Annotated in this window: 17 protein-coding genes and 2 pseudogenes; 12 read left to right on the forward strand and 7 right to left on the reverse strand. The window is 38.0% G+C overall.

The annotated features are described in order from the left end of the window. The first annotated feature begins 96 nt into the window (after nucleotides 1-96). The 5 genes and pseudogenes from FJR38_RS23020 (at nucleotide 97) to FJR38_RS23040 (ending at nucleotide 9,037) form a co-directional block, all read left to right on the forward strand. Nucleotides 97-1,347: a FecR domain-containing protein gene (locus FJR38_RS23020; RefSeq protein ID WP_168539644.1), complete on the forward strand. Its 1,251-nt coding sequence runs from the start codon at nucleotides 97-99 to the stop codon at nucleotides 1,345-1,347. 122 nt (nucleotides 1,348-1,469) lie between these two features. Then, nucleotides 1,470-2,850: pseudogene (gor, locus tag FJR38_RS23025) on the forward strand (glutathione-disulfide reductase). A gap of 600 nt (nucleotides 2,851-3,450) precedes the next feature. Further along, a complete protein-coding gene (locus tag FJR38_RS23030) occupies nucleotides 3,451-6,039 on the forward strand; it encodes a GAF domain-containing protein (protein ID WP_168539646.1) in 2,589 nt (862 codons plus the stop codon). Nucleotides 6,040-6,391: 352 nt separating this feature from the next. Then, nucleotides 6,392-8,251: an AIPR family protein gene (locus FJR38_RS23035; RefSeq protein WP_168539648.1), complete on the forward strand. Its 1,860-nt coding sequence runs from the start codon at nucleotides 6,392-6,394 to the stop codon at nucleotides 8,249-8,251. Nucleotides 8,252-8,548: 297 nt separating this feature from the next. Continuing rightward, nucleotides 8,549-9,037, forward strand: coding sequence for a DUF4149 domain-containing protein (locus tag FJR38_RS23040; protein ID WP_168499058.1), 489 nt, complete (start codon nucleotides 8,549-8,551; stop codon nucleotides 9,035-9,037). A gap of 51 nt (nucleotides 9,038-9,088) precedes the next feature. Here the strand turns inward: FJR38_RS23040 and FJR38_RS23045 are convergent, their stop codons facing one another. From FJR38_RS23045 to FJR38_RS23055, 3 genes are all read right to left on the reverse strand, one after another. After that, nucleotides 9,089-9,370 (reverse strand): TMEM165/GDT1 family protein, encoded by a 282-nt coding sequence (locus tag FJR38_RS23045; protein ID WP_168539650.1) that lies wholly within the window; start codon nucleotides 9,368-9,370, stop codon nucleotides 9,089-9,091. Nucleotides 9,371-9,399: 29 nt separating this feature from the next. Continuing rightward, on the reverse strand, nucleotides 9,400-9,777 hold the full coding sequence (locus FJR38_RS23050; RefSeq protein WP_168539652.1) for a TMEM165/GDT1 family protein: 378 nt from the start codon (nucleotides 9,775-9,777) through the stop codon (nucleotides 9,400-9,402). 81 nt (nucleotides 9,778-9,858) lie between these two features. Next, nucleotides 9,859-10,209, reverse strand: a complete 351-nt coding sequence (locus FJR38_RS23055) for a YkgJ family cysteine cluster protein (RefSeq protein ID WP_168539662.1) — start codon at nucleotides 10,207-10,209, stop codon at nucleotides 9,859-9,861. A 269-nt stretch (nucleotides 10,210-10,478) separates the two neighbouring features. On the opposite strand from FJR38_RS23055, the gene psb30 reads away from it, so the two are divergent. Then, a complete protein-coding gene (gene psb30, locus FJR38_RS23060) occupies nucleotides 10,479-10,598 on the forward strand; it encodes a photosystem II reaction center protein Ycf12/Psb30 (RefSeq protein WP_072033639.1) in 120 nt (39 codons plus the stop codon). 92 nt (nucleotides 10,599-10,690) lie between these two features. Here psb30 and recJ read toward each other — a convergent pair whose 3' ends face one another. Both recJ and FJR38_RS23070 read right to left on the reverse strand, forming a co-directional pair. After that, complete coding sequence (recJ, locus tag FJR38_RS23065) at nucleotides 10,691-12,736, reverse strand: single-stranded-DNA-specific exonuclease RecJ (protein ID WP_168539665.1); 2,046 nt, start codon at nucleotides 12,734-12,736, stop codon at nucleotides 10,691-10,693. A 45-nt stretch (nucleotides 12,737-12,781) separates the two neighbouring features. Next, on the reverse strand, nucleotides 12,782-14,755 hold the full coding sequence (locus FJR38_RS23070; protein ID WP_168539673.1) for a DICT sensory domain-containing protein: 1,974 nt from the start codon (nucleotides 14,753-14,755) through the stop codon (nucleotides 12,782-12,784). A 669-nt stretch (nucleotides 14,756-15,424) separates the two neighbouring features. On the opposite strand from FJR38_RS23070, the gene FJR38_RS23075 reads away from it, so the two are divergent. The 5 genes and pseudogenes from FJR38_RS23075 to FJR38_RS23095 all read left to right on the forward strand — a co-directional run bounded on the left by FJR38_RS23075 (nucleotide 15,425) and on the right by FJR38_RS23095 (nucleotide 19,496). Beyond that, complete coding sequence (locus FJR38_RS23075) at nucleotides 15,425-17,695, forward strand: amylo-alpha-1,6-glucosidase (RefSeq protein ID WP_168539675.1); 2,271 nt, start codon at nucleotides 15,425-15,427, stop codon at nucleotides 17,693-17,695. 115 nt (nucleotides 17,696-17,810) lie between these two features. After that, nucleotides 17,811-18,263 (forward strand): annotated as a pseudogene (locus tag FJR38_RS23080) (IS4 family transposase); the annotation flags it as partial. 121 nt (nucleotides 18,264-18,384) lie between these two features. Further along, complete coding sequence (locus tag FJR38_RS23085; RefSeq protein ID WP_168499054.1) at nucleotides 18,385-18,666, forward strand: hypothetical protein; 282 nt, start codon at nucleotides 18,385-18,387, stop codon at nucleotides 18,664-18,666. 5 nt (nucleotides 18,667-18,671) lie between these two features. Next, a complete protein-coding gene (locus FJR38_RS23090; protein WP_168499079.1) occupies nucleotides 18,672-18,962 on the forward strand; it encodes a type II toxin-antitoxin system RelE/ParE family toxin in 291 nt (96 codons plus the stop codon). A 21-nt stretch (nucleotides 18,963-18,983) separates the two neighbouring features. Next, nucleotides 18,984-19,496 (forward strand): hypothetical protein, encoded by a 513-nt coding sequence (locus FJR38_RS23095; protein WP_168499081.1) that lies wholly within the window; start codon nucleotides 18,984-18,986, stop codon nucleotides 19,494-19,496. Between the two features lie 171 nt (nucleotides 19,497-19,667). Here FJR38_RS23095 and FJR38_RS23100 read toward each other — a convergent pair whose 3' ends face one another. Together FJR38_RS23100 and FJR38_RS23105 are read right to left on the reverse strand one after the other, a co-directional pair. Further along, nucleotides 19,668-19,997 (reverse strand): DUF2973 domain-containing protein, encoded by a 330-nt coding sequence (locus FJR38_RS23100; RefSeq protein ID WP_168499083.1) that lies wholly within the window; start codon nucleotides 19,995-19,997, stop codon nucleotides 19,668-19,670. 241 nt (nucleotides 19,998-20,238) lie between these two features. After that, the gene (locus FJR38_RS23105; RefSeq protein ID WP_168499085.1) at nucleotides 20,239-20,556 is read right to left on the reverse strand and encodes a DUF2605 domain-containing protein; all 318 of its coding nucleotides are present in this window, start codon (nucleotides 20,554-20,556) and stop codon (nucleotides 20,239-20,241) included. Between the two features lie 462 nt (nucleotides 20,557-21,018). On the opposite strand from FJR38_RS23105, the gene thrS reads away from it, so the two are divergent. Then, on the forward strand, nucleotides 21,019-22,671 hold a 1,653-nt coding region (gene thrS, locus FJR38_RS23110; RefSeq protein ID WP_254449537.1), incomplete at its 3' end, for a threonine--tRNA ligase.

Raw genomic sequence — 22,671 nt, forward strand, 5'->3', positions numbered from 1 at the left:
TAAATTTCACAATTCTTATGAATAAAAGCCGAAAAGTTGGAACTCAACTTCCAACTAAAAGCACAAACTATTTCTAATTAGTGAAAACTCTGAGTTATGTGTACTAAATTTTTACCATATTTTTTGCTAGTTTTATGGACAGGTATCTTTTTACCTTCACCTTTATCTAATCGAGCGATCGCTCTGACTCCTTTAACAAAAGCGGAAATTCAAAAACTTCAAAACATAGTTCAATTTATCCCTAAAAATAACTTAAACAAGCGTCCTGCCCGTAAGTTAGATATTATCACACCTGGGGATAGTGTATCTACTGGTAGATCCTCTCTTGCAGATTTACGTTTTAATGATGGATCTTTGGCACGGTTGGGAGAACAAGCCGTTTTTAAATTTGTGCCGAAACAACGTAATTTTCAGCTATCCAACGGGACTGTATTATTACTGATTACACCGGGACAGGGGCAAACACAGATTAAAACACCAAATGCAGCCGCCGCAATTCGTGGTTCAGCCTTATTTGTGCGTTATAATCCGTTAACAGATACAACTATTGTCGGGGCGCTAACAAATAGCGGGATTGAGGTTTTTAATCAGAAAGCTTCCCAAAATTATGTTTTAGAAGCTGGACAATTAATGGTTGTAGTTGCAGATAAATTTCAGGGATTATACGATTTTGATTTGAGGAACTTTTACGAAACAAGTGATTTAATCAAAGGATTAAATTTAACTAATCAAAGTTCTAATGCGATATCAGATCCAACACTCGCTGGTGTTCAAGCTGAAATAAATGCAGCTTTAGCAATACAAACGCCGATTACTGGACAAGGAGTAATTGAAAACCCATCTTTTTTACAGAATGCCTCTATTGCGGAAAATAGTCCCAACCAGGACTTAATTAGAGGAAATTCACCTGTTAATAATTCTAGAGACAATCTCTCAGTTGAATCTTTTGTGGAAACGGGACAAGTAATATTACAAATCCAGCGAGATGCCAATAGTAACGCACCAGGTAATGCCGATGGTGTCCCCGGTGGTGGCAATACTAACGCACCAGGTAATTCCGATGGTGTCCCCGGTGGTGGCAATACTAACGCACCAGGTAATTCCGATGGTGTTCCCGGTGGTGGCAATACTAACGCACCAGGTAATTCCGATGGCGTTCCCGGTGGTGGCAATAGTAACGCACCAGGTAATTCCGATGGTGTCCCCGGTGGTGGCAATAGTAACGCACCAGGTAATTCCGATGGTGTCCCCGGTGGTGGCAATAGTAACGGACCAGGTAATTCCGATGGTGTCCCCGGTGGTGGCAATACTAATCAACCGAGTGACTTAGATGATGATGATGACTGAATTTCCTGTTAGCATCACAGCAGCTACTAACGCTAGATTAAATCAAGGCAAGACTGAATACAGGATATTGAATATCCTGGGATAGTTGAATAGCCGAATTTTAGCTAAAAAAGTAGATATCTATGACTTTTGATTACGACTTGTTTGTGATTGGTGCTGGTTCTGGGGGGTTTGGCTGCTTCTAAACGGGCGGCTAGTTATGGTGCGAAAGTGGCGATCGCCGAATATGATTTAGTTGGTGGTACTTGCGTAATTCGCGGTTGTGTCCCCAAAAAACTCATGGTTTACGGTTCTCACTTTCCCGCCCAATTCCAAGAAGCGGCAGGTTATGGTTGGACTGTGGGAGATGTAAAATTTGATTGGGAACATTTCATTACATCTATAGATAACGAAGTCCGACGACTCTCAGCACTACACATCAGCTTTTTAGAAAAAGCCGGCGTAGAATTAATTTCTGGTCGTGCTAGTTTTATAGATCCCCACACAGTCGAAGTTAATGGCAAAAAATATACAGCCGAGAAAATTTTAATTGCTGTTGGTGGCCGTCCCTTTAAACCAGAGATTCCAGGGATAGAACACGGTATTACCTCTAATGAAATCTTTCACCTGAAAACTCAACCCAAACACATTGCTATCATTGGTGCTGGTTATATTGGCAGTGAATTTGCTTGTATCATGCGCGGTTTGGGTTCGGAAGTCACACAAATTATCCGCAAAGAGGAAATTTTGAATGGTTTTGATCAAGATATCCGCACCAGTATCCAAGAAGGAATGACGAATCATGGCATTCGTATTATCCAAAATACTGAAGTGACAGCCATAGAAAAAGTCAGCGCAGGGCTGAAATTAACTTTATCTGGAGAAAATCAAGAACCAATCATTGCTGATGTATTTTTAGTAGCCACCGGTCGCAGTCCCAATGTGGAAGGGTTAGGTTTAGAAAATGCCCAACTTGATTGTGTTCCCAGTTCTGAAGAAGAACCAGGATACAGCACCTCAGATGCGATCGCTGTCAATGAATATAGCCAAACTTGCCAACCCCACATTTTTGCTGTCGGGGATGTCACAGACCGCTTAAATCTCACTCCAGTCGCTATTGGAGAAGGACGGGCTTTTGCTGATAGTGAATTTGGCAACAACCGCCGCGAATTTAGTCACGAAACCGTGGCCACAGCCGTATTTACTACCCCAGAAGCTGCCACAGTCGGCTTGACAGAAGCCCAAGCTAGAGCCAAATGCGGTGATGATGGGATCAACATTTATCGGACTAGCTTCCGCCCTATGTACTACACTTTGGCAGGTAAGCAGGAAAAAACCATGATGAAGTTGATCGTAGATACTAACACCGATCAGATTTTGGGCGCTCACATGGTGGGAGATAGCGCCGCAGAAATTATCCAAGGTGTAGCGATCGCTGTAAAAATGGGCGCAACCAAAGCTGACTTTGATGCTACCGTTGGTATCCATCCTTCAGCCGCTGAAGAATTCGTCACCATGAGATAAATTCTGACTACAGAAGCAGTGCAGGGGAGTTGGATTCCCTTGCCACTCATGGATAAATTTATGAGGATTTTGAATTATTTCTCAATTTATTACTTAATTTAAAATAAATTAACTGTCAAATCTTTTACATTTTTAATACTGGTTATTTTATATTTAGGGCAGGGAAACCCTGCCCCTACTTGTCTAAATTTGACATTCCCTATTTGTGTATGTGATCAACTGCACACTTGGGAGTTTGAAAATGCCGACTATACCTTATAATTAAACTTATCTTATTTGATTTTCCTATTGTCACCATGAGGATGTCAATTAAGGATTTCCAAATCATCTGCTCATGTTGTTGGCATATCATCCAATTCATAATTATATTTGAGGATATGACGACAATTCTATTATTCGCAATTTGTAAAATCTCCTACTGTTGAATCTGATATGGTGAGCTATAGCAGTAATCAGAAACAATCAATTGGCTAAAAACAATTGCATAGCAGATGTAGATACTGTTAAATAAGTATGGATACCAAAAAGATTTAAAATAAATCTTAAATATTATCGTTGACATTTTCTCAACCCTAAATCATACCATATTGGAAGATAGTTATGTCAGTGCATGAAACAAATGCTGAAGTGAACACAGATGTGATTATTGATATTAATCCTCTACCCAACAATAGGGGACAAAAACATCCTGATAATGTAGTTTCTTTAACTACACAAAAAGGAACTATTTCTCAGTTTCTTGCTCCCTTAAATAAGGATACTTTTAAACAGGTAGTTCAAGAAGTAGAGCAGAAATTACAGGTTGTTAACCAAACCTTATCCATGTTGGATTATCAAGGTTTTGAGACAATCCTCCAGGAAATGCTCCATTCAATTACTCTCAAAACTGGGGAATTATTAGGAGCAGATCGGACAACGATATTTTTGTTAGATGAAGAACAAGGTGAACTCTGGTCTATTTTAGCAGAGGGGCAAACTAAACGCCCTTTAGAAATTCGGATTCCCGCCAACAAAGGTATTGCAGGTGAAGTTGCTACTTTCAAACGAGTAGTAAATATCCCCTTTGATTTTTATGATGATCCCCGGTCAAATTTTGCTCAAGAGCAAGATAAAAGAAATGGCTACCGAACTTATACAATGTTGGCATTGCCACTGTTAAATACAGAAAATAATCAATTAGTTGCGGTAGTCCAATTACTCAATAAATTAAAACCCATTCATGATCCTGAAGCGGCTCTTGCAGAAAGAGTTGATACAAAAGGGTTTACTGAAGTTGATGAAAATGTATTTCTAGAATTTGCCCCTTCAATTCGTCTGATTTTAGAATCATCTCGATCTTTCTATCTTGCGACTCAAAAACAAAGAGCAGCAGCCGCATTAATGAAAGCAATTAAATCTCTAAGTCAAAGTGGCCTTGATTTAGAAGAAACCCTCAAACGAGTCATGGATGAGGCCAAAGAATTAATGAACGCCGACCGCAGTACACTGTGGTTAATAGATCGCGATCGCCAAGATTTGTGGACAAAAATATATCAAGCTGATGGTATTGCTAAATTATTGCGTGTACCCATGGGTCAAGGTTTTGTGGGTATAGTTGCTGCGTCTGGGAAAAAACTGAATATTCCCTTTGATTTATATGAGCATCCTGACTCGGAAACGGCTCAAAAAATGGATCAAAGTAATGGCTATCGCACCTGTAGTTTGCTGTGTATGCCAATATTTAATAGCGATCAGGAATTGATTGGTGTGACTCAGTTAGTTAATAAAAAGAAAGTTGGAGAGTTTCCACCCTATAATCCAGCTTCTTGGCCTAACTCTCCTGAATGTTTCCAAGCTAGTTTTGATAAAAATGATGAAGAATTCATGGAAGCATTTAATATCCAAGCCGGAGTAGCTTTGCAAAATGCTCAGTTGTTTGCCAGAGTTAAACAACAAGAAAAAATGCAGCGGGATATTTTGCGGAGTCTTTCTAATGGGGTGATTTCTACAGATCAAAATGGTGTAATTATTACAGCTAATGAAAGTGCTAAACAATTGCTAGGTTTTGGTTTGGAAGAGGCTTTGGAAGGCAAAATGGTCAGTGATATTGTCAATCTGAAAGAGGGAGACTTTAGCAAGTGGTTTCAGAATACTCTCCAGTCTAATAATTCCAAAGAAGGCCAGCAATATTATCCCGATCGCACTTTATTAACCACAGGAACAGAGCAACACAGCGTTAACTTATCACTAAATAGCATTTCCGATATCAAAGACGAAAAGAAAGTCTGTGGTGCATTGGTGGTAATGGAAGATATTAGTGATGAAAAGCGTCTGAAAAGTACAATGTACCGCTACATGACCCAGGAATTAGCGGAAGAATTACTAAAATTAGATGATGCGAAATTAGGAGGCGATCGCAAAGAAGTTACTATCTTATTCTCAGATATTCGCGGCTACACCACTCTTACAGAAAATATGCAAGCTGAAGAAGTGGTAAGAATGCTGAATGAATATTTTGAATCAATGGTAGAAGCAGTTTTTAAACATAAAGGCACTCTAGATAAATATATCGGTGATGCCATCATGGCTGTATTTGGTTCTCCTCTCCCCTTAGCAGAACACGCAGTCATGGCAGTCCAAACTTCTCTAGAAATGCGCGATCGCTTGCGAGAATTAAATATACTTCGCCAATCAACTAATCAATGTGCTATTAAAATTGGCATTGGCATTAATTCTGATACCGTCATTAGTGGCAATATCGGCTCTAGTAAACGCATGGAATTTACCGCTATTGGTGATGGTGTCAATCTGGGTTCTCGATTAGAAAGCGTCAGCAAACAGTATGGTTGCGATATTATTATCAGCGACAATACATATAAAATCTGCCAAGATAGTGTTTGGGCAAGAGAACTAGATTACATCCGCGTTAAAGGACGCAATGAACCAGTTGCTATCTATGAATTAATAGGAACGCGAACTGATCACATTGATAGCGCCAAACTAGAAGTAATTGAGCATTACCACAAAGGGCGTGAATACTATCTCAAACGTCAATTCACCTCAGCCCTCGCAGAGTTTGTGAAAGCTTTATCCGCTGACAATCAAGACAAAGCCTCGATGTTATACATGAGTCGTTGTCAGCATTGGTTACAATCACCCCCATCTGATAATGATTGGGATGACGGTGTTTGGACATTTAAAGAAAAATAACCATTTTTGGTAATTTGACTCGAAAGGATACCTTAATTTTTGTTAGTGTTGTATGAGAAAGTTTCTGGATATTATTCTCTATAGGGAAAATATACAGGAACTTTCAGCTTTTTGTTGTATAGGGATTGGATAAGAGTGTTCCAAACAATAAATGATCCAAAACCAGAGATTGCTTCATTCCGCTCCGCTCCATATGGCTAACGCCACGCTCCGCGAACGCAATGACAATTGGGCATTTTTTTACTTGGAATACTCTAACAGGAAAATATCAGTATAATAGATAGTTAGGCTTTTCAATTTAATAGCCTGTAGTTTAACACTTAAAAATAATTTGTTTTTATGGAGATTTTATATGCTTACAAAAGAATTTTATCATGAAATTGATAGCAACCTTAATACACTTTTGGAAAAATATCAAGAAGATGAACTCATAAAAAAATATAAAGGTGTTATCAACAATCAAAAATCTTATGCCCTCTTAATTTGGTTTCTCGAATTTTATGGGAGAAAATCTAACTATAAAGATTTTATTACGGATGGCGATAAAGATAGTTCTTGCGACATTGTTTTTGATAACACAAACAATCAGGGAGATAAAATTTTTTATGTCGTTCAGTCAAAATGGAACACGGCTGATAATTCAGAAAAAGAAACTAAGAAAGATGAAATACTGAAAGCACTTAATGATTTTGATACGATTTTACGAGGAGAAAAACAAAATGTTAATGAAAAACTAAAAGCAAAATTAGAGGATCTGGATAATCACCTCAAAGCTAATGGAGAGGTTAAATTTATATTTTTGACACTTTCTCAATATAAAGGAGGAGCGGACGAAAACATTAGTGTTTTTAAAAAAAATGATGAAAAAATCAAATTTGAAGTAATTGATATAAATCGCATAAAAGTAGATTATATTGACAGAACATATAAAAAAATAGAACCTTTAAATCCTCTAGAAAGCTACCAAAATCCAGAAGAAAATCCTGTTACTCTAGAAATAGTTCAAAAAAATGGAGTTGTTAAAATAGAGAAGCCTTTTGAGGCATATATGTTTTTACTTCGTCCCAAAAGTATCTATGATTTATTTGAAAAATATGGATTTGCTCTTTTTTATAAAAACGTCAGAAATCCTCTACTTCAATCACAATTTAATGAAGATATAGAAAGAACTGCGGTGGACAATCCTGCCTATTTTTGGTACTACAATAATGGCATTACAGCAATTACTTATTTCTTGCCTACTATTGGCAGAAAAGCTGAACAAATAGAATTAATAGGATTGCAAATTATTAATGGCGCACAAACTGTTTATGCCATTTACCGAGCTTACAAAGATGCCTCCCCAACAAAGCGTAAGCAGATGGATAGTGAATCTTTGGTGACTTTACGCTTATTAAAATCAGGCGGAAAAGATTTTGATTTGAATGTTACCAGGTATACTAATTCCCAAAACCCTGTAGATGATAGAGACTTTTGTGCTAATGACGATATACAGATAATGCTGCAAAACGCATCCTATCAAACTAATATTTGGTATGAGAAAAGACGTGATGAATTTAGAGAGACTCCAGAGAATGTCATAGAAATTCCAAATGTTATTTTGGCACCCGTCTATTTAGCTTATCATTTGCAAGATCCCGTCAGTGTTATAAAAAATTATCATCAACTACTTAAAATGAATAAAGACTTGAATTTCATTTCCCATAAAGAACATAAAGATGGTCTGTATGAAAAAATTTTCAATGATGAAACAACATTTGAAAATATGCTTTGTGCATTTTATATTTTTGATTTAATGTGTGATTTCCACGGTCTTTCATATGATGTTACTTTTAAAAGTAATTTATATCATTTATTAGCTTTATTTAAAGTGGCTTTTACAAAATATTTAAAAATTAAATTTGGTGATAAGATAAATGTAAACAAATATATTATCAAAATTTATGAACAAGGTGATAAAAAAATTATCCTCAAAACTTTCAAGTTTATTGGCCAGTTTGTTAAGCAGCAAATTGAAGTAAGCGACAATGAAAAAACAACAGAAAGAATGTTAAAATTCTTAGTAAAGCAGTCGCATTATGAGAAAATTAAAGAAGCCTTAGAAGATGTAGATATTTCCGTCGAGGATATTGAAAATATAACTATTAAAGATAACGAAAAATTTATTGAGGGAGAAACAGGTGAAGAAAATAATAGCGAAAACAATGACTGATACACAATAGATTTGGTAATTTTTTTATTAATGTCAGACCGTATAAATCCTGCAAATAAACAGATTGTTGATGTCTGACCTATCAATATGCAATTTGCGTAAGTCCTGGTCATTATCGGCGAGTGAGTTGAACCGTTTTGAATTATTTGTTAATCAAACTTCAAAATTGTTAACAAACTCACCTAAAAATCCTTTTATAAGTTTATTTTTTTATTTGTTTGTAACAGTTAGTTGATATTTGTTGTCAAAGTGATTCTCTTAGTTAGACACTAAGAAGACAACAAAGCAATTATTTTTATGAACGCTATTTCTAATCTCGAATTTAAACGGTCAACTTGGCAAACAGCCATGATGTTAACTCTAGGCTTTTGGCTCAGTGCTAGTCTAGCTTTAGATTGGGTAATTATGCCTAGCCTTTATTTTGCTGGCATGATGAACGAAGCTAATTTTTCTGCCGCAGGTTATGTGATTTTTGGAAACTTTAATCGCTTAGAATTGTTATCTGCTGGTGTAGTTTTAACTTCTGTACTGGCTATTAGCAAAACTAAATCTAATTGGCCTTGGCGCAGTATTGTATTATCTGGACTACTGTTAACAGTTGCATTACTAGATACTTATTTTTTAACTCCCCAAATGTGCGCTCTCGGAACTAATTTAAGCTTCCTACCTAGTAATCCAGTTCCAGCAACAATGAACTTACTACACGGCGGTTATTTCGGTCTAGAAGCCTTGAAGATAGTAGCAGGAGGTATGCTTTTAAATTGGTGTTGGCGGGAAGCTAAGTAAGAGAGAAAAGGCAAAAGTAGTTGTAAATAGATTTCTCATTCTCTCTTTTGTCTAATTTTCATCACTATTGGGTAATAACAAACGGATAGCAAGAATGGCAAAACCGATGGCGGCGATCGCTTTTAAAATGCGTGTAGGTAAAAATTGAGAGACAGCACCACCCGCTAATGCTCCCAAAAGACTGGTTAATACTAAAGCACCTGCTGTACCAAAAAATATAGCCTTTCGAGATTGTCCTTGTCCAGAAAGAGCGATCGCTGCTAACTGACTTTTATCACCCAATTCTGACAAAAACACCGTCACAAAGCTCAGTCCTAAAAGATGCCAGTCCATAGTTTCCTAGTTTACAATATTTATAAGTATTAACCCTGAATTACATCCCAAACCAACATCAGGGAAATTAGCAGCAACATCACTCCGGCTGATTTCTCAACAGTTTTTGGACTAAGTTTAGTAGATATCCAACCACCTAATAATACACCCAGCAAACTAGTAGTGATTAATGCTACTGCCGAACCAAGGAACACTACCCAAGGTGCATGAGATTCTGCACTCATTAACAGAGTAGAAAGTTGGGTTTTATCACCAATTTCCGCAAGAAAAATAGTGATAAAGGTTGTCCCAAATACCATAAACACAGATTCTTTGGTTTTGGCATTATCCTTAACTATAGGCTGATGTAGCTGGTTTTCAGTTTCAGATAAGTTAGCAAGGCTGACAGGTGCAGTATCAAGTTTCACAGGTGTTAGTTCTGTCTCTAAGTGGTTTTCATATTCTTTTCATTTTCTCATAATGTTGTCATAAATTGCAACCTAACTGAATCAAAAACCGACAGCTTGATCAAAACGGATTTGTTCTAAACTGCGATCGCCATAAACCCCCTCAATTTGCTGACGACAGCAATCAATCGCAAAATCGTTCACATCCTCCGCTTCAATGCCATACATCTCTTCAAAAGTCTCTGCTTCCACACGACAGAACCGGGGACGGGTAGAGTAGATTTTACATTCTCGCGTGATCTGGTCATAATTTACGCACCATCCCCCCTCACCCACCATACTGAGATAAAGTTCTAAATCCGGTGGTGAAAGGTACTCTTCCAACTCTGGACGATCCGCTGGTGTCAAGTTACAACAAGCCCCACACTGAGATATACATTGCCAAGTAGCCATATTTTTCACCCTCTAGTATTCCTGCTATTCTACTTGTAGCAACCGCCAAGATGATTAGGACATGAAATAATGATCAAACCTAGACACAAATAGACTTTCAACTCTGTCACCTGTTACCTGTCACCTGTCACCTGCTATATTTATGACTTTTTCTATAATTTTGTGAAGTAAATTAAATTTTAGATCCCCCGGACAGATATGATAAGTTTCGGGTTGTGCTATTAAATTATTCAATCTTTTAAAACCATTAAAATCACTGGGAGGAAAAAATGGACATTTTAGCTAACATCAATTGGGAAGTTGTCTTGCAATTAACTTGCGTGGGACTAATTGTAGTTTCAGGTCCCATAGTAATCTTCGTTCTAGCATTTCGCAACGGCAACTTATAAAATTGGGTAATGGGTAATGGTTTTTGTAATCACCAATTACCCATTTGTTCAGAATCGGGGGTTAAATCCCCGCTTAAAAAAGTTTTTATTCTTTAATTCTGTGCAGTGGTTGATAAAGCCTGAATTGCAGTTTGAATAATGCCCTCATAGACAGGTTGAGATAAATTTACCTGTTCAGCATTTTCGCGGTTAAAACCTAACAGACCAAATTTATCTTCTGGCCGCATCACTAAAACTTTACCTTCAGAGTTTTTAACTCTTAATTCTGTACTTATACCATTATTATAGATTCCACAAGTATATTGACGCTGTTTGTATTCAAAACTAGCCCGCGATAGGTTTGATGAAATGGTAAAAAGGTTAACAACGTGATTTGGAAGTTTTGCACCAACTAACTCCATTTCAATCGTAGTTTTACCATTAAAGTTATTTTCCCGAAGTTTGTAAGCAATATCCAATCTTGATGGTAAGGGGAAATAATCACCCCAACGCCATGCTATCCCTTTCAGTTCCTGACGCTGATTGTCGAGAGTTTGGGATACAGTCAATTTAATGTGACCTTTACCAACAATTTTCTGTTCAATGACTTGGATATTTGGAGTCCAAAAGATTGGATCTGAGTTATCAATTCCGCAAGGATGAAGAATATTTAACTGTTGGTAAAGATCCTGATTAATGTCGTGAATATTCACTTGAGTATCAATTTTCAGGAGAGGTTTGAGGTGTTGGAGTTGCAAACACTGATTTGCAAATTCAGATAACCGCAACCGGAAAGCTGATAAATTTTCTGCTGGTAAAGAAAATCCCCCCGCAGCTTTGTGTCCCCCAAATTTACCCAGTAAATCCCGACTAGCATCTAAAGCTGCAAATACATGAAATTCAGGAATTCCCCGCGCTGAACCCCGAATTATGGTTTCCTGTTCATAAGTACCAATAAAAACAGGAACACCGTAACGTTCTAGTAAGCGAGAAGCAACAATACCAATGACACCATGATGCCAATTATCTTTGATAACAACTAATACGCGGTCTTTTTGTAAAGAGTTTATATATAAATCTTCAACAATAGCGATCGCCTCTTTTTCAATTTCCTCACACATTTGCTGACGTTGAGTATTAGTTTGTTCACACTGAATAGCTTTAGCTAGTGCTACTCCAAAATCATCAGTTGTCAGCAAATCAATGACAATTTGTGGATCACCTATTCTCCCTATAGCATTAATTCGTGGACCTAATCGAAAACCAATATCTTCCGGTTTTAACGATTTGGGATTTTGGGGTTTTTCTCCTTCACTAGCTTGAACTCCCGCAATTTGAATTAATGCTTGTATTCCTGGTAAAGTAGATTTTGGTAATAGCTTTAAACCCCGTTTTACCCACCGACGATTCACACCCGTTAAAGGTGCTAAATCAGCAATAGTTCCTAATGTAAATAAAGCTAACAGCGGTTGAACTAAACCTTTCAGTTCTCCTAATTGCTGTGCTAAACAAACCGCTAAAATATAAGCCACACCCACACCAGCTACACCCCGATAGGGAGAAGATTCAGCTATTAGTTTCGGGTTGAGAATTGCGTTAGCTGGAGGTAATACTTGCGGAATATCATGATGATCTGTTATAATAACCTTTAAGCCCAGTTCTCTGGCTCTAGTAATCGGTTCAACAGCAGAAATGCCATTATCTACCGTGAGAATTAGTTTCACCCCTTCATCGTGAAATTCTTCGACAATCCGGTTATTGATGCCATAACCATCGTGCATTCGACTAGGGATAGCATAATCAACATCAGCACCCAAAGCCCGGAGACTCCTCAGCAGTACTGCAGTACTAGTCATACCATCGGCATCATAGTCTCCACATATAGCGATCTTCTCTTTACTGGCGATCGCCATTGCTAATAATTCCACACTCGCAGCCAAATCAGGGAATTCTTCGAGAGGAGAAGGTAAATTTAAAGATTCGGGTTCTAAAAATATCTTGGCATCTTCTGGGGTTGTCATCCCCCGATTAATTAACAATTGGCTGATAATGGGGGATATATTCGTTAAATTTGCTAATTTATCAGCTAATTCTGGACTTGTCTGGCAAATTTGCCAGCGTTGATTAGGTAAACGCCTGGGAGATTGGTCATTAGTCATAGAGGAGAACAGTTTAAAAGATTGTCAATTGTCAATTATCAATTGTCAATTGTTAACAATAGGAATTGTAAAATGAAATTGGCTGCCTTGGTCTTTACCTGTAGAATCAGCCCAAATTTTTCCTTCCCAGCCGTTGACAATTTGCCGACAAATTGCTAAACCCAATCCAGTCCCTCCGGTAGTCCGGCGTAATGCTCCTTCTTCTTGATAAAAGCGGTCAAAAACGATTTCTAGGCGATTTGGTTCAATGCCTCGCCCTGTGTCAGATACGGTGACTTCTAGCATCTCCTGACCATTGGTAATGGCTTGAATAGTAATTTCTCCAGCAGAGGGAGTAAATTTACAAGCATTATCAACAAGTTTGGCTATTACCTCAACCAACCAATCACCGTCAGCCCTGACGAGAGGTAAGGTTTGGGGAATGTTAGTTTTAATTTGTGGTATTTTCTCTTGGCTAGAGCGTGTCCGTAACCGACTGAGTGCTAAATCTATACATTCTTGAATAGCTAAAGATTCAGGATGCCATTCGACTCTGCCACTTTCTAAGTTAGAAAGAGTTAAAAAGTCTTGTACCAGTTTCCGCATTCGTTCGGAATCGGAAAGGGCTGTACTCAGCATTACTTGTTGCAATTCCCAAGGCATATCGGGTTCGGTAGCCAAGCTTTCTAAACAAACTTGAATTGTCGAAAGGGGGGTGCGGAGTTCGTGACCAGTAATTGCAATTAAGTTACTCCGAGTGCGGTCTAAAGCTTCTAGTTGTTTGTTGAGTTCTTCTAAATTAGCAAAAGATTCTGCTTGAATGAGTGCTGCACCGATGTGGGTAGCGATCGCTTTTACTAAGTCTAACTCTCCAGCTTGCCATTCATGGGGAGGAAAATAACAATAATGTAATTCCACAATTCCCAACAATCGTCCTTGATATAATACAGGTTCTATTAACCAAGAACGTACGCCAAACTGCTTCACAATTGAGGATAAGGCTGATGATTTCTTGACATCATGATCTGCTAGGGTATCAGCGACACAGACCCCTTCCAATTGTTTGAGGACCTGTTGAAATAGAGGATTATGTTCTAACTCCCAACTTTGCCCTAGTACAGATGTGACATGAGAATTCAAAAATTCATGTTCAATTATGGCTTTAGCATCTGTAGCTTGGGCGCGATAAATTAGACAACGACAGGCTTCTAAATGTTTACCTAATTCTTGTGCGGCAACTTGGAGAATTTCTTGAGGATCAAGCGATCGCCTAATTGCTGTACTAATTGAATTTACCAATCGCTCTTTCCGGGCTTGATCAGCAATAGAACGATAGGCTTTATGCAGCTTATACTGACTAGCTTGTAAATATGTCACCAACCTTTGTACAAACGGGTCTGTATCAAGATCGCAAGCATACTCATGACGAGAATTCACTCCTACCTTGTTTATTGATTCCCCAATCCCAAGCCGCTGCTTAACTTCAGCCACTTTTTTGACTAAATCTGGTCTATAAACCTGAATTCTCTCTAATAACAATTGGGCTGCTCTTAAGCACACCCCTTTTTCCGATGTCCAAATCCCCTCAAATCTTCGCGCTGTATCCATATCCACACTAGGAATCATTTCGGGGATATGTTTATTTTTTGACAGAGAACCAAGACTTTCTCTACATACCAAGCAGGTAGCATAGTTATCAGCAACTACCACTAAATGCCATTCTTGGGTTAAAGCGTCATCAGGCTCAAAAGCTATCTTTTCATAGTATTCTGAGCTATTAGCAAAATCCGTTTCTGGTGCAGATAATACGTATATTTGATGACTTTTTTCCGCAAGTCGTTGATAGCGATGGGCTTCTTGACGATAGAATCGCTCTTTTTGGAAACTAGCAATAATCAGAGGTTGGTTCAAGTTGGCTGCTAAAACCTGATCTTCCATTGCATGGGAGAGCGCCGTTAATGAAGCCTTAAAATATAACTGGGATCGCAGATGGGGATGTGACTTTAATAAATCACTCAGTACGGAAGTCGAAATACTCATGAATATAGTTAAACGCCCAATCTAGACAAGATTCACGTCACAGTTGCATTGTACAAGTTAAAAATGGTCAGTTGTCATTAAACACATCTTACCCATTACCCATTACCAGTAGGAAGAAAATTTATCTCTTTTTTGAACTCCAATATAGTTTTGATTGCTACTAAAGCTAAAATACCATAGCAGGGGCTAATGTGTAAGCCTGACTCAGTGGCTAAAAACTTAGTATTTCTCAAATTCATATCCTTATTTTAGATTATCCTCAAAAGATTGTGCTAGTTTGTCATTTTGTAAATATAGGAATCCGGTTTAATTCCTGATAGCTAAATAGTGGTAAATGAAATCTCAATACAGTAGAATATAAGAGACAGTAGTCAAAAATCAAACTCCGTTGTTACTTGATTTTTGATGAGAATTTTGTGAAGTGGGTATCCTGAGCCGCCACTTTGGACTTTACTAATATTTTATCTCTGGCTAAGTATTCTCTACCTTTAGCATCTCTGTCCATTGAGTCAAGCAGAAACTCTTTAAAAATAGCCAGTTTTCAGCCTTGACTTCTAATTGATAAGGTATACATTTAGAGAAATTCATTGTTTTAGTAGATTTAGTTACTTTCCCTTTTTAACCGCATCAAACTGAGTAAAATTAGACCTTTATAGGTAACTTTGGCTAATGACACCGGATACATTAATTACCCCCGAAAAGATTGTTTTAGATGGAAAAACCTTTACTCTCGCAGAAAATTTACCTATCCCAGAATGGCCTTGTGTAGTCAGTGAAAGACCACAACCAACGTTGACAGTTAAAGATGATGATTTGTTTTTAGTAACAGATACTATTGGCAACATTTCTAGTTGTTCTCTAGATGAAGCTAATTCTAGCATGGGGCTATTTTGCCGTGATACGCGGTTTTTGAGTCGTTTAGAATTGCAAATTGATGGGCGATCGCCTGTTTTACTGAGTAGCACAGCTAACAAAGGTTTTGCTCTATCAGTATTGTGTACCAATTCTAAAAGTACAGACGGACTCAAAGCTGATACTGTCGGTATTCGTCGAGAAATTGTCCTCAATGGCGCACTATTTGAAGAAATCGAAGTAGCTAACTACAGCACCACCAGCATTAGTTTTGAACTGAGTCTCAGCTTTGACGCAGATTTTGTGGATCTATTTGAAGTTCGGGGTTTTGGTCGGGAAAAACGAGGGCAAATTTTACGTCTGATAGAACCCACAGATTCAGAAATTGAGACAGTTCCCAATGTTCAATCTCAACACCAAAAAGAAGAATCCCTCACCTTAGCTTATCAAGGTTTAGACAGTTCGATCATGGAATCGCGCGTGCAGTTCCAGCACCGACAACCCGATTATTTCCAAGGTTATACTGCTGTTTGGCGCATAGAATTAGCTTCTCATGAAACCAAAAAGCTAGGCTATCGTTTGAATGTGTTAATCAACAACAATCCTGCTTCTACAGTTGATGCAGCCATCACCTTGGGACAAGCAAAGGCTTCTGAGATGATGGAAGAACAAAATTGGGTACAACAAATTACCCGCATTAGTTCTGATAAAAGTCTTTTCAATCGGGTAATTGAAAGAGCAGAACAAGATATGTATTTGTTGCGCCAATCTTTTGGTAAACATAAAACCGTTTCTGCTGGTGTCCCTTGGTTTTCGACTTTGTTTGGCCGGGATTCTATTATTACCGCTTCCCAAACATTGATGTTAAATCCACAAATTGCCAAAGAAACTTTGACAATCTTGGCTGACTACCAAGGGAAAACCGAAGATGAATGGAGAGAGGAAGAACCAGGCAAAATTTTACATGAATTGCGTTTAGGGGAAATGGCACGGTGTCAAGAAATTCCCCATACTCCCTATTACGGAACAATTGACGCGACTCCTCTGTGGTTAATGTTGTATGCTGAATACTACGCCTGGACACATGATCTAGAAACCTTGGAAGCACTTTGGCCAAATGCTTTAGCAGCAATGGATTGGATAGATCGGAATATGCAAAAAACCGGATATCTTAGCTATTATCGCCGCTCAAAACGTGGTTTAAATAATCAAGGTTGGAAAGATTCTGGTGATTGTATTGTTAACCGCAAAGGGGAATTAGCCACAGGTGCAATTTCTTTGAGTGAAGTGCAAGCTTATGTTTATGCTGCTAAAGTCAAATTAGCCGAAATTGCGAAGATGAAAAAACGGCTAGATTTAGCAGAACTTTGGCTAGAAGAAGCGAGAACTTTGCAGGTTCGCTTTAATGAGGATTTTTGGATAGAAGACCAAGATTTTTGTGCTTTGGCTTTAGATGGAGAAGGAAATCAAGTAGATAGTATTACCTCTAATCCAGGACATTGTTTGTCTTTGGGAATCTTTACCCCAGAAAAAGCCTACAGTGTGGCGGAAAGATTGGGAGCGCCTGATATGTTTAATGGTTGGGGAATTAGGACTTTAAGTAGTTTGTCACCAGCTTATAATCCGATGGGTTATCACGTTGGTTCAGTTTGGCCTCATGATAATAGTTTAATTGGGATGGGATTGCGATCGCTCGGTTTAATTGATCAATCTTTGGAATTATTTCAAGGGTTATTCAACATGACTTCCCAGCAACCTTACCAACGACCACCAGAACTGTTTTGCGGTTATGAAATGACAGGTGATAATGCTCCTGTACAGTATCCCGTTGCTTGTACTCCCCAAGCTTGGGCTACTGGTAGCATCTTTCAACTATTGCAAATGATGGTGAATTTAGTTCCTGATATGCAAAATAATTGTTTGCGAATTATTGACCCGGCTTTACCAGAATCAATCAACCGGTTATCTTTACACAATTTGCGTGTTGGTGCAACTATCCTCGATTTAGAATTTGAACGTTCTGGTAGCACTACCGCTTGTCGGGTTGCCAAAAAACGCGGTAATCTCCGAGTAGTAATTGAAGCGTAAATAGTTTCTGAATGTGGATTTACAGGATAGGTAGAAAATACATAATCAATTATGTTAAATCTTCTATTTATCCTCTAAATTCTCTATAAAGCAGTTACATTTAGAAGTTCATAGAGGGAAAACTTGGCATCGTTATTTAACAAATATCGTGGATGACGAGCAATTATCAGCAGAAGAAGTTTGTGAATTATATCGAAGAAGATGGAAAATAGAAGAAGCATTTTTACTAACTAAAAGGTTATTAGGATTAGCATATATTTGGGTAGGACACAGTAATGGAGTACAAATTCAGATTGTAGCGACTTTAATTTTTTACGCGGTGCTAAATCAATTAGTTTCAGACGTAGCAGTTGCTTTAGGTCAGCCAAAAGAAAAAATATCAGTAGAAATGGTTTTTAGAAGTTTATATTATGTAGCTAAATCCGTAGAAAGGGGTGAGAATCCCGATATCGTCACCTATTTAGCCCAACTAGCAAAATTATTTGGTTTAGTCAAAGCTATCAGGAAACGACATCGAGAAACACAACAAATCAGAAAGCAAATTTGGGAGGCTGTACCGTTAAGTTGACACCAATGAGCAATGCTAAACCCCTACGTTTTGGGTATGGTTTGTAAATGATGAGATAGCGTTTTTTGGAGAATGAAGAGCGATCGCAGTATAATGTAAGTAGCTTTTCACCCATATTTCTATGAAATTAACAGAAATTTTACCCTCACTGCAAAAATTATCTCATCAAGAGAAAATCAAAGCCATTCAATTTTTAGCCACAGAATTAGCTAAAGAAGAAAATTTAACAGCAGCATCACTTGAATATGGAGAGATAAATACAGAATTAAATTTTCAATCTCTTACAGAAACAGAAATGATTGAGCAAAGTAAATCTGCTTTAGAAAGCTACCTGCGTACAGGTTCAGGAGTCAAACATGAACAAGTGCGGAAATGGGCAAATAATTTAGGAGTCCAAAAATAACACTCATGTCTGAGATAGTTTGGACAGAAACAGCTATTAGTGACTTAAATCGGCATTACGATTTTATATCACTTAATAATCCTGATGCAGCAGCACGCGCAGTACAAGCAATAGTTTCTTCGGGTGAAAGTCTACAACAAAATCCGCGACGTGGTGCAATTGTGGATGAAATAGCAGGATTACGAAAACTTTTAGTATCTTTTGGTAAATACGGTTTTATAATTCACTACGTTATTCTTGAAGATGATGTGATTATTTTACGAATCTATCACGGTCGAGAGAATAGACCTATTTAGTCAAACTGTAATTAATTCTCTATGTTAAACCTCACCAAAATTCAAACCCTAGCTCAAGAATATAGTCCCCAGGAACTTTTTGCAGCTTTGGTATGGCAACGTCGCTTTAATCAGTTTAATGGAGAGGAGGTTATCAAGGATCTTAGTCAAAATTCTCATTTATGGGCGAGTTTTCTGTTTACAAAACCAATTTTTGCCCCAGATGAAAATGGTTTAAGTTTTGGTGGTTTGGTAGATACATTATTAGCAATGGCAAATTATCGCCCCATGCCAGAATCAAGTATAATTCATTTTGTCGCTTATCCTGGGGATACTCTCTACATTTTGACAGAAAACCAAGATACTATAGTTTCTCCGCTTTTAGAGTTGGGTAAGAAGTGGCGTGCAGACTCAGTTGATATTACAGATGGTAATAATGAAGAGTATGGTTTGCGACTTCAGCGCAGGTTACAAATTAGGTTACAAGGGGGTTTAGAAAGTGAGTCGTTTTGGGAACAGCGAGATGGTGTAGTTATTGCTTATTGGTGGGATTAAGAATTAAAAAATATTGTCAATGTCAATGCTGTAAATCCTTTAATCGGTGGATATCCTGATTCTGAGAAAATTAATCATCAATCATCTTTAAAAAGATGAATAAACACAATAATAAGGGGTCAAGCACATTGCTAAACCCCTTACAATATTCCGAATCATAAAAAGTGTAAATTAAGCGCCTTCTGGACGTTCAATTTTTTGACCAGGAGAAGATTCATAAAGAGCATCTAACTGTTCCCGTGCATCTTCAACATTAATTGAACGCATTACCAACAGAGGTTCTTTAATCACATTACCTGCGCTGTCTAACAATTCAGGATGGGGTACATACTGCTTTCTAGCTGCATAATAACCAAATCCACCTTTATTACTAAGTGAGGATTGGTTAGTGGGATAAGTTCGTTCCCTATCAAAACTGAACATGATCAGATTCCGAATTAAATTACCAACAGCTATAAATGCAAGAATGGTGAAAGCTAAAATATATAGTAGGTGTAGCATGGAATTTTCCTCCAAAACAGCAAGGGTTAAAATGTTATCTCGTAAAACTTCAAACTCCGTAAATTATTGGTTTACGGAAGAAGTAGATGTAAAATTATTTACTTTTGCGCGTATGTTATATGATGCAATCCTTATATTCAGATTAAGGTAACATGAGACACATTATTTTTTTATGAAAACAATGTTAAGAATCGTCTAATATCTTTACGATTTCTAATTTATTTAGATTTTGTCACGGGGTTCATAATTCCTTTGACTGACCTAAACGCATTCCCACACTCCAACATTCTGTAACTAACTGATGCCAAGGCATTACAGTTGCCATATCAATTCCGACTTTTTGATCAGTTGCTGTAAACAACATCTTGGCCGCATTGAGTTCATCTTGTGCATCTTTGACTCGTTTTAGTAAGTCAAACTGCTTTTCTTCACTCATAAATTGGATTTTCTCATTTTCCAGGATTTGACGGTATCGCCCAAACCAATATTGAAAATCCTCTAGCAACGGCTCTAAGACTACTTTCAGTAAATCAGCACTTGGTAGATTCGAGTCCCCCATATATGAGAAGCATATTTCCTAATTTCCTTTTAATATTAACGTTATTTACGATTCTTAACAATCACTTCATAAGTTTTTAGATGAAAAAAGTTAAGAATCTGTGACTTGAGATACAAAGCACAATTATATAAATTTGGCAATAGTTTTGTAAAGATCCTTGGGAGTAAGCCTGAATATGTCTAAAGGCATAATTTAAAAATTGACAATTGACAATTGACAATTGACAATTGACAATTACCTCGCCCTGGAAGTGCGAGGATTGAGAAATTGATAGATATGACAGAAAAATCATCAGCGTTTATCTGCGTTTATCTGCGGTTAAAATTCTGCTCATAGACTTTTGCCAGAAGCCCATGGTTGGGCTAAATTAGGAGAAACTATAGCCAGTGGACTATTATTTATTTTGTAAAGATATTTTTTGTCAACTTTATTTTTAACACTTCGCCAAAATTTTAACAGCCGATGTCGCCAAATCAAGAAACCCAACCAGCCGAAAAAATTTATTTACCCCGTACCAGCGAATCAGAAACATTAAAAAAGATTCGTCACACAGCTTCCCATATCATGGCAATGGCAGTACAAAAGCTGTTTCCCAAGGCGCAAGTCACAATTGGTCCTTGGATTGAAAATGGGTTTTATTATGACTTTGACAGTCCAGAACCCTTCAGCGATAAGGATTTGAAAACCATTCAAAAAGAAATGCTGAAGATTATTAATCGCAAATTGCCATTAATTCGCGAAGAAGTCAGCCGCGAAGAAGCACAACGCCGCATAGAAGCCATTAAAGAACCCTATAAACTAGAAATTCTCGAAGATATCAAACAAGAACCCATCACAATTTACCATTTGGGAGATCAATGGTGGGATTTGTGCGCTGGGCCTCACCTCGAAAATACCAGTGAAATTAACCCCAAAGCCCTAGAATTAGAAAGCGTAGCTGGTGCTTATTGGCGGGGTGATGAAAAGAAAGCTCAGTTACAGCGCATTTACGCCACAGCTTGGGAAACTCCCGAACAACTAGCTGAGTACAAACGCCGGAAACAAGAAGCCCTGCGCCGTGACCATCGTAAACTGGGTAAGGAACTAGGATTATTTATCTTTTCCGATTTAGTCGGTCCTGGTTTACCCTTGTGGACTCCGAAAGGGACTTTATTAAGAACGATTTTAGAAGACTTCCTCAAAAAAGAACAATTAAAACGGGGTTATTTACCTGTAGTTACTCCCCACATTGCCAGAGTAGATTTATTTAAAACATCTGGACACTGGCAGAAATACAAGGAAGATATGTTTCCTTTAATGGCTGAAGATGAGGAAGCAAGAGCGATAGAACAGGGTTTTGTTCTCAAGCCAATGAACTGCCCTTTCCATATCCAAATATACAAGAGTGAATTACGCTCTTATCGGGAATTACCGATGCGGTTAGCGGAATTTGGTACAGTTTACCGTTATGAACAATCTGGGGAACTGGGTGGTTTAACAAGAGTGCGCGGTTTTACTGTTGATGATTCTCACTTATTTGTGACTCCCGAACAACTAGACAGCGAATTTCTGAATGTTGTAGATTTGATTTTGTCAGTATTTGGAAGTCTGCAACTGAAGAATTTTAAAGCCAGACTGAGTTTTCGTGATCCAAGCAGTGATAAGTATATCGGTTCTGATGAAGCTTGGGATAAAGCTGAAGGGGCGATTCGTCGCGCTGTAGAACAATTGGGAATGGATTATTTTGAAGGGATTGGGGAAGCGGCATTCTATGGTCCAAAACTTGATTTTATCTTTAGTGATGCTTTGGAACGGGAATGGCAATTGGGAACTGTGCAGGTAGATTATAATTTACCGGAGCGGTTTGATTTAGAATATGTGGCTGAAGATGGTTCGCGTCAACGTCCGGTAATGCTTCACCGCGCCCCCTTTGGTTCTTTGGAACGGTTAATTGGGATTTTGATTGAAGAGTACGCGGGTGATTTTCCCTTGTGGTTAGCGCCTGTGCAAATCAGGTTATTACCTGTGGGTGATCTTCAGTTAGATTTTACTAAAGAGGTAGCAGCGAAGATGGTTGCGTTGGGAATTCGTGCGGAAGTAGATACGAGTGGCGATCGCCTGGGTAAGTTGATTCGC

The sequence above is a fragment of the Anabaena sp. UHCC 0253 genome, from assembly GCF_009712085.1.
Lineage (GTDB): Bacteria > Cyanobacteriota > Cyanobacteriia > Cyanobacteriales > Nostocaceae > Dolichospermum.